This is a genomic window from Kitasatospora sp. NPDC088742 (genome assembly GCF_055584905.1).
Genome location: NZ_JBVJLD010000024.1, coordinates 1 through 19280 on the forward strand (window position 1 = coordinate 1; position 19280 = coordinate 19280).

A 19280-nucleotide genomic window follows, 5' to 3' on the forward strand; every position below is an offset into this window, starting at 1 on the left:
TGAAGTTCGTTTCGGCGAGCGACAGTTGTACGGCAGCAGGTCAGGACGTGACCTGTCCGAAGCTCGCGACGTTGGCGGCGAAGGCGTCCAAGTCCTACAGGATCACCGTGCAGCTGGACCCCGCTTACGCGGGTGACGGTAAGGACGTGCGGAATCAGGCGAAGGTCGCGACCGACAGTCCGGATCCTGACCTGAGCAACAACACGTCGGACGCGAGCACGGGTGGCCTGCCGGGTCCGGGGCCTGGTCCGAATCCGCCGGCGCCGGTGAAGGCGGATGTGGCGATCGCCAAGAAGGCGACCAGCGCGACGTTGGTTGCCGCGGGTGAGTCGTTCGACTACACCATCACGGTGACCAACAACGGCCCCTCCCAGGCGTCCGGCCTCGTGGTGTCGGATGCGTTGCCGTCGATGCTGAAGTTCGTCTCGGCAAGCGATAGTTGCACCGCGGCAGGCCAGGATGTGACGTGCCCGAAGGCGGCTGTTCTGGCGGTGGGTGCATCGAAGTCCTACACGATCACGGTGCAGCTGGACCCGGCCTACGCCGGTGACGGCAGTGACGTGCGGAATCAGGCGAAGGTCGCCACGGACAGTCCGGACCCGGACTTGAGCAACAACACCTCGGACGCCAACACGGGTGGTCTTCCCGGTCCGGGCCCCGGTCCGAACCCGCCTGCCCCGGTGAAGGCCGATGTGGCGATCACGAAGAAGCCGGTCGGGACCGCACTGGTGGCTCCGGGTGAGCCGTTCGACTACACGGTCACGGTGACGAACAACGGTCCTTCGGATGCGTCCGGAGTCGTGGTGTCGGATGCTCTGCCGTCGATGCTGAAGTTCGTTTCGGCGAGCGACAGTTGCACAGCAGTAGGCCAGGACGTGACCTGTCCCAAGCTGGCGACGCTGGCCGCGAAGGCGTCGAGGACGTACACGATCACGGTGCAGCTTGACCCTGCCTACGCCGGTGACGGTAAGGACGTCCGCAACCAGGCGAAGGCTGCCACGGACAGTCCGGACCCGGACCTGAGCAACAACACCTCGGACGCCAACACGGGTGGTCTTCCCGGTCCGGGCCCCGGTCCGAACCCGCCTGCCCCGGTGAAGGCCGATGTGGCGATCGCGAAGAAGGCCACGAGCACGACGTTGGTTGCTGCGGGTGAGTCGTTCGACTACACCATCACGGTGACCAACAACGGCCCTTCCCAGGCGTCCGGAGTCGTGGTGTCGGATGCGTTGCCGTCGATGCTGAAGTTCGTTTCGGCGAGCGACAGTTGCACAGCAGTAGGCCAGGATGTGACCTGCCCCAAGCTCGCCACGCTGGCGGCGAAGGCGTCGAGGACGTACAAGATCACCGTGCAGCTCGACCCGGCCTACGCCGGCGACGGCAGTGACGTGCGCAACCAGGCGAAGGCCGCGACCGACAGCCCGGATCCGGACCCGAGCAACAACACGTCGGACGCCAACACCGGCGGTCTGCCTGGCCCGGGCCCTGGCCCGAACCCGCCGGCTCCGGTGAAGGCTGATGTCGCGATCACGAAGAAGCCGGCTGCGGCGACGCCGGTGGCTCCGGGTGAGACGTTCGACTACACCGTCACGGTGACGAATTACGGGCCTTCCCAGGCCTCAGGTCTGATCGTGTCGGACGCCCTGCCACCGGTGCTGAAGTTCGTTTCTGCGAGCGACAGTTGTGCCGCAGCAGGCCAGGACGTGACGTGTCCGAAGCTCGCCACACTGGCAGTCGGTACCTCGAAGACGTACACGATCACGGTCCAGCTCGACCCGGCCTACACCGGGGACGGCAGTGACGTGCGCAACCAGGCGAAGGTCGTCACCGACAGCCCGGACCCGGACCAGGGCAACAACACCTCCGACGCCTCCAGCGGCACCCTCCCGGGCCCCGGCCCGTACCCGCCGGCGCCGGTGAAGGCCGATGTGGCGATCACGAAGAAGCCCGCCTCCACCACGCCGGTCGGTGCTGGTGAGACGTTCGACTACACCATCACGGTGACCAACAACGGCCCCTCCCAGGCGTACGGCCTGGTCGTGACCGACGCGCTGCCCTCCTCGCTGGTCTTCGTCTCGGCGAGCGACGGTTGTGCCGCCACCGGCCAGAACGTGACGTGTCCGAAGGTGGCCGCCCTGGCGGCGAAGGCGTCGAAGACGTACACGATCACGGTCCAGCTCGACCCGGCCTACACCGGCGACGGCAGCGACGTCCGCAACCAGGCGAAGGCTGCCACCGACAGCTCGGACCCGGACCCGAGCAACAACACCTCCGACGCCTCCACCGGCGGTCTGCCCGGCCCGGGCCCCGGCCCGAACCCGCCGGCCCCGGCCAAGGCGGACGTGTCGGTGACCAAGAAGCCGGCTACCACCGACCCGATCGCCCCCGGCGAGACCTTCGACTACACGATCACCGTCACCAACGCCGGGCCGGCCCGGGCCGCAGAGGTGAAGGTCACCGACGCGCTCCCCGTGCCGCTCGCGTTCGTCTCCTCGGCCGACGGCTGCACGGCGGTCGGCCAGGACGTGACCTGCCCGACCCAGGCGACGCTGGCGGCCAAGGGGTCGAGGACGTTCACGTTCACCGTCCGGCTGGACCAGGATTACGAGGGGAACGGCTCGGACATCGCCAACATCGCCAAGGTCTCGGCCGTGACCGCCGACCCGGACCTGTCGAACAACTCCTCGGCCGCCGCAGGGCTGCCGGGCGGGAAGCCCCGGCGCGGGGAGGCCGATCTCGCCGTCGACAAGTCGTCCGGCGGGAGCGCGGTCGCCCCCGGAGAGAACGTCGACTACACGATCACCGTCACCAACAACGGTCCCTCCTCGGACAGTTACCACGTGGTCCTCACCGATCAGCTGCCGACGGCACTGACCTACGTCTCCTCCCAGCCCGCCGGGTGCACGGCGGACGCCGGGAACCGGTCCGTCACCTGCCCGGCCAAGGGCCGGCTGAAGGTGGGTCAGAAGTTCACCTACGTGCTCACCGCCCGGTTGGATCCCTCCTACACGGGCGACGGCAGTGACATCGTCAACCGTGCCGTGGTCCACGCCGAGAACCTCGACCCCAACCCCGCGAACGACAACGACACCGCCCCGCTGCCGGACAACGGCCGCCCCGCGCCCGCGAAGCGCGACCTGGCGGCGCAGGCGATCCTGTCGAAGGAGACCGTGGTGCCGGGCGAGACGGTCCGGCTGATCGCCAGGATCGCCAACAACGGGCCGTCAGCTCACCACGGTGGCGCCACCTTCACGGTCGCCCTGCCCGCAGAGCTCTCCTTCGCCCAGGGCCTGCCAGGCGACTGCACCGTGGACACCGCACGCCGGGCCTCGTGCAGGCTCCCCGCCGGGTTCCTTCCGAAGCCCCGCACCGGGACCCGCGCCGGAGGCGGTACGCCGTCGGACGGCCAGGTGGACACGGCGTTCGAGCTGCGGGTCTCCCCGGACGCCGTGAGCGGCCAGGTCCTGACCGAGAAGATCCGGGTCTCCGACCCCATGGACCGGATCCCCGAGAACGACGAGGACACCTACACCCTGCGGATCGGGACTCCCGCCGCAGACCTCGAACTGACCAAGACCGCCACCTACCCGACCGGCAAGACCCAGGTCGATCCCGGTGACACGTTCACCTACACCCTGACCACCACCAACCACGGACCGTCCACCGCGGTGGACACCAGGGTCGCCGACCCGCTGCCGGCGGAGCTCTCGTTCGTCTCCTCGCCGGACGGCTGCACGGCGGACGGACGGACCGTCAGCTGCGGGCCGGTCGCGCGGCTGACGCCCGGGGACAAGGTGGTCCACCGCCTCCTGGTCACGCTCGCCCCGGGCTACTCGGGCAGCGGCAAGGACGTCGACAACATCGCCACCGCCACCTCCGGCACACCGGACCCCGACCCGGCCAACAACAGCAACAAGCCCGGTACCAACGGACCGGACGGCGGGCCGCTCCACACCGGCCAGGCCGTGCTGCCGCCCGGGCCGAGGCCCAAGCCCCTTCCGCACACCGGGGCGGCGGTCACCGCCACCGCCTCTGCCGCAGCGCTCCTGCTCGCCCTCGGACTCACCTGCCTCGCGTTCAGGGCACGGCGCGGACGGCGCCGGTCGGAGTAGGGGGCACCACCCTGGGCGATCGCCGAGGGCCCGGCACGGAGAGATCCGGTCCGGGCCCTCGGCCGTTCCGGCCATGAGCTCCGGGGCGGGGCCGGCGGGAGCCGCCAAGCGGCGGCACCGGCGCTCCCTGAACGGATGACGGGTCCGTGGCGTGACCTCCGGAGTGACCGCGACCGGCGCCCGCGCCCGGAGAGTGGGGGTACGTGCGTCAGCGCGGCGCACGCTCCGGGAGGTCGAGGCATTGCTGAGTTCCAACGGGCGGTGGCAGGCCCTGGCCGTCACCGCGGTACTGCCGGTGGCCGCGTGGTGCTGCTCCGCCGGCGCCGCTGCGGCCGAGACCCCGGCGCCACCGCCGATGGTGGCGCCGGTGGTGGCGCCGGTGGTGGTGTCCATCGATGCGGGCGATGCGCAGGCCCGGGCCGGTGGCTCCCTCACCTACACCGTCCGCGTGCGCAACGAGGGTGACCAGCCGATCGCCGGGGCGCAGGTCTACCAGATGCTGCCGTCCTCGCTCGAGGCCCGCGCCGCCGGGGAGGGCGGACGGGTCGATGCCACCCAGGTCACCTGGACCGCCGAGCTGCCGCCCCGTCAGGACGTGACGCTCACCCTGACGGCCAAGGTCGGTGAGAACACCACCAACACCGAGAAGCTCGTCACCACCGCCTGCGTGCGGACCCAGGCCGGGCAGCCGTTGGCCGGCTGCGCCTCCAGCCGTCTGGCCTGGGCCCAGGGGGAGAAGGGCGAGGCCCGGTCCAGGGTGGCGGTCGCGGGTGGGGCGGCCGCGGCCGCCGCAGCGCTGCTGGGCGGAGCCTGGCTGGTGCGCGCACGTCGCCGTCGCAGCAGGCCCGGGGCGACGGCCGAGACCGACTGACGCACCGTCGGGACCGCCGGCCCCGACGGACCGTGGCCACCACGCCCGTGCATAACCTTTGAGTCACCGTCCCCGGTCGGGAGCACCCGGCCGGGCCCGGCATCCGGAGGGGAGGACACCCGCTGATCTGCGGGGGCAAAAGCCCCATAAGCCGCGTAACTCCCCCTGATGGGGGGTCAGTGTTGCGAACTGGTCAACCTCCGCCGGTGGATGGCGCACGGGGTCCGCCGACCGATGGCCGAGGATGGAGGGGCTGACGCCGAACGCGGCTCGGGCATGGCGCCGGCCTGCCCGCCGCGGGGGGAGTGGTCGGCGCGGCACCCTCCCGGTCGGCGGCACCACGGCCGACCGGGAGGGGACGGGAACGGCGGCCGGGTAGGCCGGGTCCCCCCGCTCACCCACTGGACCGGGCGTGCGAACCTTCGTGTCCTACGGTGTTCCGGGGCGTTGTCCGGTGAGGACGTCGGCGGGCGGCCCGCGGGAGTGGCCCACGGGTGGACCGTCGCCCGAGCCGCTAGGACGATCATGGCAGGGTCCAAGTCCCGCAGGGAGAGCAAGGCCGACAAGGAGAGGCAGGGCCGGGAGAGGAGGCATCGGATCGCGGCGCGCAACAACGCGGGGGAGTGGTTCGGCAGCGGAGTGCACGGTGCACGGGGACTGATGCACCTCGACGTACGGGCGGCCGGCAACGGACTGCAGATCACCGTCTCCCCGGCCGAGGCGGAGGGAGCCGCCGGGGTGTGGCAGCTGCGGCTGCGCAACGACGCCGGCGGCCGGATCCTGCGGGACCTCGCGGCGGCCTTCAGGACCGGAACCGCGTACGCGGTGGGGGAGCCGGACGGGGACACGGGACCGGTGGCCTTCTTCCCCGACCCCGCCCGGTCGGGACTGGGGATCCTGGTCGCGCTCCGCCCCGCCGGGCCCGAGGAGTCGGAGGAGCACGGAGGGTTCGAGGTCATCCGCCGGGCCGAGCTGCCGCTGCCGCTGTGGGCCGAGGCGGGCGCCGCGATGGAGCCGATCATCGCCACCCTCGACACCGGCGTGCCGGTCGACGAGTGGGAGCGGGAGGAAGCTGTGGCCTGCCCCGGCTGCCTGCGCCCGGTCTACGGCGCCGAAGCGAGCACCGGCTACCTCGTCGGCGGTGCGTACCCGGTGATTGGCCTGTGCCGGATCTGCGTGAGCGGGCAGACGCTGCGCGCGGTGCGGATGACGGGCCTGGTGATCCCCGAGCAGCAGCGGGTCGTCCTGGCCTCGCTGGAGGCGGCCCAGGGCACCTGACAGGTGGTCAGCCTCACCGGACCGCCCGATTGCAGGAGTTCCCCGCCTCGACGGCGATCGTTGAGGGTGGCGTGAACAGCAACCTCACGCCCCGTCGAACCGGGGCAGAAACGCTTCTCGGTTACGGCCGACCGGATGCCACCGTCGCTGCCGGAACGCCACGACCCACCGGCGCGGGTGCCGGATGAGGGGCCCGCGCGTCCGTCGGGTGCTCGGCCGCCGATCCAACGGCAGCGGCTGCAGCAAGCCGACCACCCTGACCATGCTCTCGGTCTCGGGGGAGCCGGTGTCCTTGGCGGCGCACCTCCGGTTCCTCGTCGCGGACCCCTATGCGGTGCACCTGGACTGCGAGGCCGCCCCGGGGGAGGCAGTGGTGCGGTGGAGCTTCGCCCGCGACCTCCTGGCCACCGGGGTCCGGGAGCGGGCCGGGATGGGGGCCGTCAGGGTCTTCCCGGCGGGCAGCGGTGATCCCGAACACGTCGCGATCGTGCTCTGCGGCACCGAGAGCAGTACCCTGCTCCTCGCCCCGGTCCGCGACGTGAAGGACTTCCTCGCGGATACGGAGCGGCTCGTCCCCACCGGTTCGGAGCACCGCCACTTCGGCGGGGACCGCCTGCTCTCGGACATCCCGCGCCCGCCCCGGGCCGGAGCATGACCTGAGGGGGGCAACTCCCCGGCGCTCCGCGCTAGTCGGTGTCGAACTTCACCGTGATCTCGGAGTCGTTCGCCCGGTCGACGAAGTTCGCCTGCCGGAGGAGCGACCCGGGTGGGAGGAGTCGAACCGGGCGGGCACGCGCGGATGGCTCAGTGCTGTCTCACCCGTGAGGGTGGAAGTCGTGGTGACATCAGGGGAGTTCGCGCCCCTGGAGTGAGCTGGGGCTCGCATCCACCCCGGGCTGCCGGGTTCAATCACCGCCGTGCCCCCATCTCAGCCGAACCGATCCACCACGTCCCGACGCCTGCTCCTGGGCGGCGCCGCGGCCCTGGCCGTCACGGCGACGGTCCGGGGCGGCGGACGCACCGAGCCCCGCCCGCCGGGAACTCCGGGCCCGCCGCCGGAACCACGCCCCGTCGCGCGTCAGCCAGGCCTCGACGCACCGCAGCTCCCGCACGTCCTGCTGCTCGCCTACGACCTCTCCGGGGCCACCGGCGGGAGGGCGGCAACTGCCCTGAGCGCGCTGCTCGGCAGTTGGACGGACACCGCTCGTCGGGCCTCGCTCGTCACCGTCTTCGGTGTCGGCCCGGGCCTGCCCCGGCGCGTCCCGCTGAACGTCCCCGAGGCCTTCGAGGAGTTGCCCGCGCTGCCCGGGGACCGACTGGACCCGGCCCGCAGCGGAGCGGAGGTCCTGCTGCAGGTGAGCGGTGCGGACCCGGGGAGCCTCCGGGCGGCCGCGGACCTGATGGACCGGCAGGCCGGCGGGTTGCTGACGGCACGTTGGCGCCAGGCCGGACACCTTCCCCCGACACCGGCCGGGGAGACGCCCCGCAACCTGTTCGCCTTCAAGGACGGCACGGCCAATCCCGGTCCGTCGGACGACCACTGGGTCCGGCTGCAGGAGGGACCCCACGCGGGGGGCACCTACCTGGTGTACCGGCGCATCGCCATGCGAACCAAGGCGTTCGCGGACCTGCCCCGCGAGCGTCAGGCGGCGGTGATGGGGCGCCAGCAGGACGACGGCCGGCCGCTCGGCGGCAGCCGGGAGCACGACGAACCGGACTTCCACGCCAAGACTCCGGAGGGACGCTACGTCATCCCCGCCACCGCTCACATCCGGCTCGCCAACCCGCGCCTGGACGGCGGGGCCCGGATGCTGCGCCGGGGTTACAGCTACGTGGACGGGCCCGATGACGAGGGGCTGCTCTTCTGTGCGTACATGAAGGACCCGGCACTCTTCGTCCGGGTACAGGAACGGCTGGCCGAGCGGGACGCGTTGACGCCCTTCGTGGAGCACCGGGCCTCGGCCGTCCTCTACGTGCCGCCCGGGACGGGGGAGGGGTTGTTCGGCGGCTGACCCGGCGTCAGCCGGCCCCGGGTGCTGTGGGCCGAGCGGCTGACGGTGCGTGACGGTCCGATCGCACCGGGCTGGTATATCTGGCGACATGTCCGACACGGTAGAGATTGTGCACGCCTCGCGAAGGCGTCGCTGGATGTCCGGGGCGTTCGCCGGCATCGTCCTCATGTCCCTTGGGGGAGCAGCCGGTTGTGGCTCGGGTGAGCGAGCCGCGCCACCGCCGCCGGCCGTCATCCGGGTGCCGGAGGACGCGCCGACGATCCAGAAGGCGGTCGACCGGGCCCGGCCGGACGACCAGGTCCTGGTGTCCCCCGGGGTGTACCGGGAGAGCGTCCGGATCACCCGCGAGCGGATCGTCCTGCGGGGCGCCGACCGCAACGCGGTGGTCATCGACGGGGAGTTCAGGCGGGGGGACGGGGTGGTCGTGACCGGGGCGGGGTCGGCGGTGGAGAACCTGACCATCCGTAACAACCTCTTCAACGGCCTGCTGTTCACCGGCGTCACCGACCCGAACTTCCAGGGCAGGGGCGGCAGTAGCGGCGAGTACCAGGCCATGGACACCACGCGGTTCCCCGCGATGCGCGGGTTCCGCGCCTCCTATGTCACGGTCCACAACAACGGCCTCTACGGCATCTACGCCTTCGACACCCGTGCCGGTCTGATCGAGCACTCCTACGCCTCCGGGCACGCCGACTCCGGCTTCTACGTCGGCCAGTGCGACCCGTGCGACACCCTGGTCCGCGGCAACCTGGCCGAACGCAACGCGATCGGGGCCGAGTTCACGAACTCCTCGGCCGGCCTCCAGGTGGTCGGCAACCGGTTCTCCGGCAACCGCGTCGGGGTGAGCATGGGCTCCGACACCCTGGAGGCGCTGGCACCGCAGCACGGGGCCGTCTTCGCGGGCAACGTGGTCACCGACAACGCGGCCAAGGAGACGCCCGAGCAGGCCGACGGCGGATTCGGCATCGGGCTGGGCATCGGCGGCGGGGTCGCCAACGTGGTGGCAAACAACCTGGTGACGGGCAATCCAACCGCGGGCATCATCGTCTCAACGGCCAATGGTTTCAAGCCCGTTGACAACCGGCTGACCGGGAACACCGCCACCGGGAACGGCGTTGACCTGGCCTTCACCGGAAAGCCGGAGGCGGGCGCGACCGGTAACTGCTTCACGCCCAACACCGCGACCACCAGCACCCCCGCCGAGCTGCTGTCCGCGCCCTGTCCGGCGGCGGTGGCCGGATCGATCGCGCCGGCCACCGCTCCGCCGGGGATCTCCTTCCACGACGTGCAGGCGCCGGCGCCGCAGCCCGGCGCGCCGGCCGGCTTCGGGGGCACCGTGATGGCCGAGCCGGCGCTGCTGGCCGATCCGGCCGCCGTGCCGCTGCCCTCCGACCCGAAGGCGGTGCCCGGTGCGGGCCGGTGACGCGCGTGAGGCGGGGACCGGGGCGGTCCTGAGGGGCCGGCGGCAGGTGGGGATCGCCGTGCTGGCGGTACTCGCGGCCACCGCCTGCGGTTCGGAGGCGGAGAGCGGCCCGGTGGGCGGTTCGCAGGTGGAGCGCCTGGCGGCGGTCCGCTTCACCGCCGGGCAGACCGGCGGAGCGAAGTTCTCCTCGGTACTGTCCGCCGGGACCGGCCTGTACCAGTCGATGAACGGGAAAGTGGACTGGAAGAACCACGTGGCCGAGGCGACCTTGAGCGCGAAGGCCCCGGACCGCTCGGTGGTGCACTTCGCCGCCGTCTGGAACCAGAAGACGCTGGCGGTGAAGAATCTGGACGCGGATGCGCTCGGAGGGCAGGCCACCTGGGAGTCGCGTCCGCTGGACCCCACCCGCTCGGTCGCCGACCGGGCGATGTGGACGGTGCTCGCGATCGCCTCCGACCGGCCGGAGAATCCCCTGCTGCTGACCTCCGGCGGCGCCCGCTGGCTGCGCAGGGACAAGGCCGGGGAGGTGTCCGCCGACGTCTTCCGGGGCCCGGGACAGCGCTCCGGCCAGCAGGACCCGGCCGCCACGGCTTCGGTGGCGCCCGAATTCTGGCTGGACGGATCAGGGCAGCTGATCCGATTCCGGGCGCCCATCGACAATGGGATGTTCAGTTCGGATTTCTCCGAATGGGGGAGTCAGCAGATTGCCGATTCGGCCCAATTGGCGGAGCGCGCCGTTCCGGCCTCCCCGTCCCCGGAAAGCGGAACCCCATAGCTCTCACGTGAGCTGACCGGGTGGCCGGGGCGCGACACGTCGAGCAAATGATCAGGTGGTTACGGTTCGGCGCGTTACGAATGTGCCCGGTCGTTGCTGGTGGTCACTGGCGATATGTCATATCAGAAGCGCGGCTCTCTTCGAGGCGCGGCTTCAATCGTGGATGCCGTGACATTTTTCCGTGACAAGGTGTCGCGAAAGGGATTTCGTATGCAGAGGTGGACCGCGCCCGGACGGGGATCACTATCCTCCCGCAGGGTCGCCATGGGGACGGGACTACTCGTCCTGCTCAGCTCGTCTGCGGTGGGTCTGGCCAATGCCGCCACGGTGACCATCGGGGTGCACGCCGCGGTGGTGCAGGACGGGTCAGGTGAATTCACCACCGCAGACGGCCCGGGCCTGGACAGCGGGCCGAAGAACGGCATTGTGCGCACCAACGACACCATCGCCTACCAGGTCGAGCTCCAGGCGTTGAGCGGCACGGCCAACCGGCCCAGGTTCACGGTGGAGGCCCCGCCGAACACCAGGTGGACCACGCTGCCCGAGAAGTGCACCGGCTCCGGGTCGGGGATCTCGGGCGGCACGCTCACCTGCGTGCTGCCGGACATGACCTCGCAGACCGAGCAGGTGCCGCTCGTCCTGCAGGTGCTGGGTACCGCGAAGAACCAGGACAAGGTCAAGATCTCGGTCCAGGGAACCGCGGACAACGCCCAGTCGGGGGGCTCGAGTTCGGACTCCCCGGAGACCACGGTCAGTGCGCTGCCCAAGTACAACCTGATCAAGAACGGCAAGTACGGCTACGGCGACAAGGGGGCCCCCGGGCCCAACGGCGAGGCCGGCCGCCTGCTCACCATGCCCATCGTGGTCGAGGCCCGCACCACCGACCCGGGGCGCAGCGACTTCAGCAAGCTCGGCCAGGAGACGCTGGTCTCCCCGCTGAAGTTCACCGATGACCTGTCCAAGCTCATGGACGGCAAGCCGACCACCGGGGCCCGGCTCTACGACTGGGACCCGTCGACCCCGGCCTGCGGCGCCAACGACGCCACGATCCCGAACGCGCCCTACGGCAAGGCGGGGCTCGGCACGGCCGTCAACACCACTGCGGGCAGCGGCACGTACAGCTGCTCGCAGGGTGCGGCGGGTCAGAACGTCGACGTGACCATCACCGACGTGGTCAGCACCCCGGCCTCCTACCCCACCAAGGGCTCGGACGGCACCGACCTGTCGAAGAGCTCCGGCGTCGTCAGCGCGGGCTACCTGCGGATCTGGGTCCCCCAGTCGGAGATCGATGCCCTCACGGCCGCCTCCGGCGGGAGCGCGCTGCTGACCAACACCTATACCGGGTTCTCGCCGACCTCGATCAGCGGGCAGACCAACTACGGCAGCGGCGGATCCGAGCCGCTGGACGACAACTCCCAGACCGTCGGTGTCAACGGCACCGGTGCGTTCGGCAAGGAGTACGAGGACGTCGCCGGCGGCCCGCCCGGCACGGCCCCGAAGAAGAAGGACAACAACGCCCTGGTCACCCCCGGTACCCAGGTGCGGTCCCACCTCTTCATCAACACCTTCGACACCGCCGACAACCCGGGCTTCATCGCCTGCGACGTCTTCGGTGACCACAACCAGACCCTCAGCAAGGCCCCGGCCAACAACGGCCTGAACGCGACCGGCGAGTACGCCACCGTGGTCCCGGCCGACCCGGCCGTGACCATCGAGTACGCCGCCTACAAGAACTCGCCGCCGCCCGGCGCGCTCGGCCTGAAGCTCGACCCGATCGGCGCCAACTCGCAGCTCAAGCAGAAGTGCGACGACGCCCAGGGCCCGTGGTTCTCCGACCCGGAGGACGTCCCGGGCGGTGTCGCGGCGGTCGGCAAGGTCCGCTTCAAGACCACCATGCCGAAGGGCGGTTCCCGGGACTTCTACACCTTCCTCACCGTCAACGACAGCGGTCTGGACAAGGGTGACATCGTCCGCAACGCCGCCATGTACAAGCCGCTGAGCGGCAAGTGGCAGAACGACATCAAGCCGGCCTACGCCCCGGCGGTGAACGGCACGATCGACCCGAACGCGAACTACGCCAGCGGGGCGCTGTCCGACCACCTGATCATCACCCCCGTGCTGGCCCGGATCGACAAGAAGACCGTCGACCCCGGCGCGGACGCGCTCAACACCCCGGACCAGCAGCGCCAGGTCCTCAAGGGCCAGACGTTCACCTACGCGCTCTACCCGTCGCTGAAGTCGAACGCCCAGGTCTCCGAGCCGCAGGACGTCACGGTCGTCGACACCCTGCCCGCGGGCTTCACCTTCGCCGGTGTCGAGGGCGCGTCGCCGAAGGAGCAGTCGGCGGTCAAGAACTCCGACGGCACCACCACCGTCACCTGGGTGCTGGCGGCCCAGAAGGCCAACGACACGATCGCGCCGATCACCTACAAGGTGTCGACCGACAGTGCCGCGGCCGAGGGGACGTACCAGAACAAGGTCGTCGTCTCCGCGCCGGACGACCTCAGCCCCGAGGACCTGCGCAAGGCCCAGCGGGCCCTGACGATCGTGGCCGGTACCGGCATCACGGTCCAGAAGTCGACGGACACCCCCAAGGTGCCGCGCGACTCGGACCTGACCTGGAAGCTCACCTACAGCAACCCGCAGACCCTGCCGCTCACCGGCATGGACATCATCGACGAGCTGCCGTGGGTCGGTGACGGTCGCACCCCGGCGTCGCAGTTCTCCGGGACGCTGGCCTTCAAGTCGCTCAGTGCGGTGCCGGCCGACCCGCAGGTGACCCTCAAGTTCACCGCCGCGGCGCACGGGAGCATCAAGGTCGACCCGACCGACCCGTCCAACAAGGCCGGCGGCGCCACCAAGTGGTGTGCCCAGGCCGAGTTCGGCCAGGCGGGCTGCCCGACCAACGACGCGGCGGTCACCGCCGTCATGGTCAACGACCCGCGGACGCTCGCGCCGAACCAGTCGCGTGACCTCTCGCTGGTGCTGGCCGCGAAGGGCAACGCGGGCGGCGACGTCTACACCAACAACTTCGGCCTGCACGCCCGTGAGTTGGTGTTCCCGGTCGTCTCCAACGACGTGCCGATCTACGTGCCGGACCGCAGCCTCCCGACCCCGACCCCGACCCCGACCCCGACCCCGACTCCCACTCCGACCCCGACTCCCACTCCGACCCCGACGCCGACCCCCACTCCGAGCCCGACTCCGAGTGAGTCGGTACCGCCCAAGCCCCCGAAGCCGCCTCGTCCGTCGCTGCCCGACACGGGTGTGAACCTGCTCTGGGCGGAGGTCGCCCTGGCGACCCTGCTCGCGGGTGGCACCTTGGTCGCGGCGATGAAGCGCAAGCGCAAGGGCCTGGACGGCTAGGCCGTCCGAACCGCCAGCCCGGGGCGGGCCACCGCATCGGTGGTCCCGCCCCGGGCCTGTCCGTGCCACCAGTTGTTCCGCGTACGACTCACGAGGACCCCGATGACCCTGACAGCGGTGCCCGCCGCATCACTTCCGCCCGGCCCAGAATCCGCCCAGCCCACCCGGCCGTGGCCGGCCTCCGTCATGATGGCCGGCACGCTGTCGGTGGCCGGGGCCTGCATGATCATCTTCAATGAGTACCTCCGTGCCCTGGAGGCCCGGGCCGCGGCCTGGCTGTACTCCCAGGTCCTGGACGAGACGACGGCGGCGGTGAAGACCGCACTGCTGGTCAACTTCGACGGCGCGAAGATCGTGGGTGTGGACGTCACCCAGTCGTGCAGCTCGGCCCTGTTGGTGCCGCCCTTCCTGCTGATGGCGGCGGCCGTGCTGCTGTCCGCCCGCCGGACGGCCCGGGAGGTCCTCGGCGGGCTCGCACTGGCGGCGGCGATCGTGGTCCTCGGCAACCTGATCCGCCTGGTGGCGATCACCCTGATCACGGTGCACTACGGCCAGCAGGGCTACCTGTGGTCGCACACCCTCGGCGGTTCGCTGCTGAGCATGATCACGATGATCCTCGCCCTGGGCGCCTTCCTGCGCTACGGCGTCCGCGGCGGAAAGCTGGAGAGCGGGCCGCAGGCGGCGGCGCCCGACGGGGGCGCGGCCTGATGCAGCTGCTGATCGCCATCGCCCAGAGCCTGTCCCTGGTGCTGTGCGGCATCTTCGTGCTCTACGTCACCACCCTGATCCGTGCCTACCGCGCCTGGCGGCCGCAGCCCAGCGGGCGCTCCGAGGACTTCCAGTGGCACTTCCTCATCCCGTGCCGGGACGAGGAAGCCGTGATCGGCGCGACGGTGTCCAACCTGCGGGGCAAGTTCCCCGGAGCGCACCTCTGGGTCATCGACGACGACTCGGAGGATGCCACCGCCGAGATCGTGCGGGGCTTCGCCCACCACGACGACCACGTCCACCTGGTGTCGCGCCGCCGCCCGGAGGCCAGGACCGGCAAGGGGGACGCCCTGAACGCGGCCTACCGGCAGCTGGAGGCCTGGCTGCCGGCCGACGCGGACCCGAACAACGTGGTGGTCGGCGTCTTCGACGCGGACGGCCACCCGGCCGCCGACTGCCTCGACGTCTGCGCCGCCGCCCACCTCTTCGGGAACCCCGAGGTCGGGGCGGTCCAGATCGAGGTGCGCATCATGAATCTGAACGACCGTCACCTGCTGCCCGACCGCGGCCGGGCGGCCAACCTGTTCGCCCGCACGCTGCTGCGCATGCAGGACATCGAGTTCCGGGTCCCGATCGCCGCTCTGCAGCTGGTGCGCCGCCGCATCGGCACCGTCGGCATGGGGGGCAACGGGCAGTTCACCCGCCTCGCCGCGCTGCGCGACATCGACGAGGGCAACGGCATCCCGTGGCGGGGCTCGCTGCTGGAGGACTTCGAGCTCGGCCTGCACGTCCTGCTGGCCGGGTGGAAGAACGAGTACACCAGGGACACCTACGTCGACCAGGAAGGCCTGTTCAACCTCAGGCGCCTGATCACCCAGCGCACCCGCTGGGGTCAGGGGAACATGCAGTGTTCGCGCTACATGCCGGACGCCTGGTCCTCCTACCACGTGACCAACGCGGGCGTGTCGGAGCTGACCTACTACCTGATCCAGCCCTGGCTGCAGATCCTCGGCACCTTCGTCTACCCGCTGCCGCTGATCGCGGTCGGCATCACCGCCCTGCTCGACCCGGCCGGGCTGCGGTCCTTCCTGATGGACGGCGGGTGGGCCCTGTTCGCGGCCTACCTGGTCGTCGGCGCGGGGCAGTTCGCGATCTGGGCGTTCCTCTACGTGGCCGCGAACGAGCGGCGCAGTGGCTGGTGGCGGGCGGCCGGCTGGGGAATGGCCTATGTGCTGTATACGTACAAGTTTTACGTGACCTCGTGGAAAGCGATGATTCGCATCATCACCGGTCGCAGCGGCTGGTCGAAGACCCGGCGGAATGCCGAGATCGTCTTCGATGGTCCGATTGCGAAGGAGGCCTGACGGTCAGGCTCCTGACCTGAGAGGTTCGACCGAACGCCCCCCGCTCCGGTGGGGGGCGTTCTGCCATATGGGTGGGGTTATTCCTGATGGCCCAATGGAAATATTCTCCGCTGATTTGTGTCACTCGGAAGTGTTGCGTCATACCGGTGAATCTCTCCGTGCAGCGGGCGCGCGAGCGCAGTGTCGGGTCGCGTTTAGGTGTCGAATGCCCCTGTGCGCCGGTCGCTTCGTCCCCCTTAGGACGGCCAACGGCTTTTGGTGCCACAAGTCCACGCGAGACTTCGGAGGACATATCGTGCGTTTTGCTGCGTACCGAGCAAGATCCCCTCGGTGGCGGCGCGCGGTGACCGGCTTCACGGTGATCTGCTGGCCCATCGTCGGGGCCGCAGCAGTACTGGTGACCGCACCCACCGCCCTGCACCAGGCAGTCGAATCACTGGCACCCACCATGTTCCGACCGGTGAGTGACACCGCGTCAGGCCCGTACCAACTCGAACCCACCGTGCTGCGCTACGTCCAGGTGGGTATGGCCAGTTCCCTGCGGGCCGAGACCACTGGCCCCGGCATCGCCGGGATCACCGTCGACAGCAACGCCGACAACAGCGGCAACGTCGACATCCAGACCGGCGACCCGGGGCGCAACGACCACCGGTTCGACATCGGCATCTACCCGTCGCCGGCCTTCCCGCTGCTCGGGGACGGCCCGGTGGCCACGTTCACCGGCTCGCTGACCGTGGTCGGCCTCGGCACGGGTCTCTACCTGTGGCGGCGCAACAAGGGCACCGGGGCCTGGGCGGCCGCGAGGCGCCCGGCATGAGCACCGCCACCGACAGCCCGAGACCACGAGCAGACGTAGGGAGACCAACGCAGTGAGCAACACCCGTAGGGCCACGGGCCGCGTGCGGGCCGGAACCCTGGCCGCCATCCTGGCCACCACCGGCGGCCTGCTGGTCCCGACCGCCGCCGCCGCACCGGGCGACGGCACGATCACGGTCAAGGTCATCCACGACACCGACTCCAGCGGCACCTTCCGCGACGGCAAGCCGGGTGTGCCGGGGCTGACCATCACCGTCACGGACGACACCAACACCAAGGTCACCGGTACCACCGGCGACGACGGCACCGCGACCTTCGACGCGGCCGCCCTGGCCACGCTGACCACCGGCAAGTACCGGGTGGAGATGCTGGAGCCGGCCGCACCCTGGTGGTACGGCCCGGCCTACGGCCCCCGGAAGAAGCCGGTGCCGTCGGAGGAGCCGGACGGTGACCAGACCGGCACGCCGCTCTCCTCCTCGGTCGAGTTCGTCGACGTCTCCGGGGGCAAGAACGCTTCCCTGACCATCGGCGTGGTCGACCCGTCCGGGGCCGCGCCGAATCCGGACCCCGTGAAGAAGGCCAAGATCATCGCGGCGCCGATCTACCTCGGCGCGACGGTCTCCGCCACCTCCGGGGTGCCCTCGCCCGACTCGCCGGCGCTGATCACCTGGGGGACCGACACGCGCGGTGTCGAGAACCAGCCGAACGTGATCGCCTCGATGCCGGAGATCGGCGCCACCTGGGGCATCGTCTGGCACGACGCCAAGAAGCTGTACATGACGGGCGCGTTCCTGCGCCGGTCGACGTACTACGGCCCCGGCGGTTCCGGGGCCATCTACGCCACCGACCCGGTGACGAAGAAGTCGTCGCAGATCGCCACGGTGCCCAACGCCGGTGACACCAAGCACCGGTTCCACCAGAACTCGGACCCGAACAGCCCGTACTTCCGCGACTCGCAGGCGGTGTGGAACCGGACGAGCAAGGAGGGCCTCGGCGCGCTGGAGCTCACGCCGGACGAGAAGACGCTCTTCACGGTCAACCTCAACACCAAGGAGCTGGTGACGCTCGACGTCTCCGGCGCCAGCCTCACCTCCGCGCCGGTCAGCCCGAACAAGACCGTCGCGATCCCCAACCAGTGCGCCAACGCGAACGACTGGCGTCCGTGGGGCGTCGGCTACCAGGAGAAGGAGAAGAAGGTCTACGTCGGCGGCGTCTGCTCGGGCGAGTCGCTGAACGTCGGCGGCCCTCCGACCAAGGTGGCGCCCGACAACGCCGTCGCCTCGATGAAGGCCGTCGTCCTCCGCTACGACCCGGAGGCCGGTACGTTCGAACCCGCGCCGGTCCTCACCCAGTCGCTGGACTTTGCCCGGGCCGACGTCTGCACCGTCTGTGGCGGAGGGTCGCCCCAGAAGTTCCGCTGGAACCCGTGGCTGCCGGACGGTGTCAACCGGTGGTACGGGAAGGAGGCGTCCACCTGGGACGCCTACCCGCAGCCGATCCTGTCGGAGATCGAGTTCGACAAGGCCGGGAACATGATCCTGGCCTTCCGGGACCGCACCGGCGACCAGAACGGCCACCACGACTACGGTCCGGCCGACCAGCCGTTCCCCGAGAGCGTCACCGGCGGCACCGCCGGCGACCTGCGCAAGGTCTGCCTGGTCAACGGCGCCTACGTGTGGGACGACGGCTCGAACCTGGCCTGCCCCGGCACCGTCGGCAAGGGCAGGTACTCGGGCAGCCGCACGCCGTACTACCAGCGGAACGGAAAGCCGAACACCAACCCCACGGACGGCTGGTACAGCGACTCGTTCGCCTACACCACCAACCACATCCCCCAGGGCGGCCTGGCGTTCGACCGGGTCTCCAACATGACCGTCACCACGGCGGTCGACCCCCTGGGCACCCCCTACACCGGTGGAGTCCGCTGGTTCGACCACGCCACCGGCCTGTCGCAGGGCCCGAACGGCAGCTACCAGCCCTACCCCACCCGGACCTGGGAGACCGTCACCTTCGGCAAGGGCAACGGCATGGGCGACCTGGTGCTGATGCAGCCCCGGGAGATCCCGCCCCCGCCGACCACCCTGCCGATCCAGATCGGCAACCGGGTCTGGTTCGACACCAACAAGGACGGCATCCAGCAGCCCGGTGAGTCCCCGCTCGGCAACGTCCACCTGGTGCTCTGGGACGAGGACGACACCCCGATCGCCGAGACCCGCACCAACGACAAGGGTCAGTGGAACTTCTGGGTGGAGCCCAACACCACCTACAAGCTCACCATGCAGATGGCCCCGGAGGACGGCTGGACCGGCCTGCCGGCCGGTGTCGACAAGTCCACGCTGGTGTTCACCAAGCAGTTCTCGGTGACGGCCCAGCCGCCGCTCAAGCGCGAGGCGCCGGAGAACACCAAGTTCCCGGTCACCTCCACGGTCGAGTTCCGGACGCCCGCGTCCGGGAGCGCCATGACCACGGAGCAGCTCAGCGCGCTCGTCACGAAGGGGATCGACGGCCGGGGCTGACCCCCGTGCCGATCGCCCTCGTACCGAGCTGATCACCCG

General features: G+C 70.5%; 12 protein-coding genes. All 12 read left to right on the forward strand.

Features of this window, described 5'->3' with window-relative positions; genetic code table 11:
* The coding region (locus ACZ6ZR_RS19745; protein WP_465643993.1) for a hypothetical protein at positions 1–4112 on the forward strand (4112 nt) is incomplete at its 5' end.
* Positions 4113–4353: 241 nt separating this feature from the next.
* Positions 4354–4983 (forward strand): hypothetical protein, encoded by a 630-nt coding sequence (locus ACZ6ZR_RS19750; protein ID WP_465643995.1) that lies wholly within the window; start codon positions 4354–4356, stop codon positions 4981–4983.
* Positions 4984–5508: 525 nt separating this feature from the next.
* A complete protein-coding gene (locus tag ACZ6ZR_RS19755) occupies positions 5509–6261 on the forward strand; it encodes a hypothetical protein (protein ID WP_465643997.1) in 753 nt (250 codons plus the stop codon).
* A 184-nt stretch (positions 6262–6445) separates the two neighbouring features.
* Positions 6446–6916 carry an SsgA family sporulation/cell division regulator gene (locus tag ACZ6ZR_RS19760; protein ID WP_465643999.1) on the forward strand — a complete coding sequence of 157 codons (471 nt, stop codon included), beginning with the start codon at positions 6446–6448 and terminating at the stop codon, positions 6914–6916.
* A gap of 262 nt (positions 6917–7178) precedes the next feature.
* A complete protein-coding gene (locus ACZ6ZR_RS19765; protein WP_465644001.1) occupies positions 7179–8273 on the forward strand; it encodes a Dyp-type peroxidase in 1095 nt (364 codons plus the stop codon).
* A gap of 238 nt (positions 8274–8511) precedes the next feature.
* Positions 8512–9696 (forward strand): right-handed parallel beta-helix repeat-containing protein, encoded by a 1185-nt coding sequence (locus ACZ6ZR_RS19770; RefSeq protein WP_465644003.1) that lies wholly within the window; start codon positions 8512–8514, stop codon positions 9694–9696.
* 46 nt (positions 9697–9742) lie between these two features.
* Positions 9743–10471 carry a hypothetical protein gene (locus tag ACZ6ZR_RS19775; protein WP_465644005.1) on the forward strand — a complete coding sequence of 243 codons (729 nt, stop codon included), beginning with the start codon at positions 9743–9745 and terminating at the stop codon, positions 10469–10471.
* Between the two features lie 303 nt (positions 10472–10774).
* Positions 10775–13837, forward strand: a complete 3063-nt coding sequence (locus ACZ6ZR_RS19780; protein WP_465644007.1) for a hypothetical protein — start codon at positions 10775–10777, stop codon at positions 13835–13837.
* 222 nt (positions 13838–14059) lie between these two features.
* A complete protein-coding gene (locus ACZ6ZR_RS19785) occupies positions 14060–14545 on the forward strand; it encodes an exosortase/archaeosortase family protein (RefSeq protein ID WP_465644009.1) in 486 nt (161 codons plus the stop codon).
* The gene (locus ACZ6ZR_RS19790) at positions 14545–15909 is read left to right on the forward strand and encodes a glycosyltransferase family 2 protein (protein ID WP_465644010.1); all 1365 of its coding nucleotides are present in this window, start codon (positions 14545–14547) and stop codon (positions 15907–15909) included. Before ACZ6ZR_RS19785 ends, ACZ6ZR_RS19790 begins: the two co-directional genes overlap by 1 nt.
* A 460-nt stretch (positions 15910–16369) precedes the next feature.
* A complete protein-coding gene (locus ACZ6ZR_RS19795; RefSeq protein ID WP_465644012.1) occupies positions 16370–16726 on the forward strand; it encodes a hypothetical protein in 357 nt (118 codons plus the stop codon).
* Positions 16727–16778: 52 nt separating this feature from the next.
* Entirely contained in the window at positions 16779–19241 is a 2463-nt protein-coding gene (locus ACZ6ZR_RS19800; protein WP_465644014.1) for an SdrD B-like domain-containing protein, read from the forward strand.
* Positions 19242–19280 lie beyond the last annotated feature (39 nt).

Bases quoted from the DNA above. Each gene is read 5' to 3' on its own strand.
- ACZ6ZR_RS19755 (WP_465643997.1), top strand. From the start codon at position 5,509: ATGGCAGGGTCCAAGTCCCGCAGGGAGAGCAAGGCCGACAAGGAGAGG.
- ACZ6ZR_RS19760 (WP_465643999.1), top strand. From the start codon at position 6,446: ATGAGGGGCCCGCGCGTCCGTCGGGTGCTCGGCCGCCGATCCAACGGC.
- ACZ6ZR_RS19785 (WP_465644009.1), top strand. From the start codon at position 14,060: ATGATCATCTTCAATGAGTACCTCCGTGCCCTGGAGGCCCGGGCCGCG.
- ACZ6ZR_RS19790 (WP_465644010.1), top strand. From the start codon at position 14,545: ATGCAGCTGCTGATCGCCATCGCCCAGAGCCTGTCCCTGGTGCTGTGC.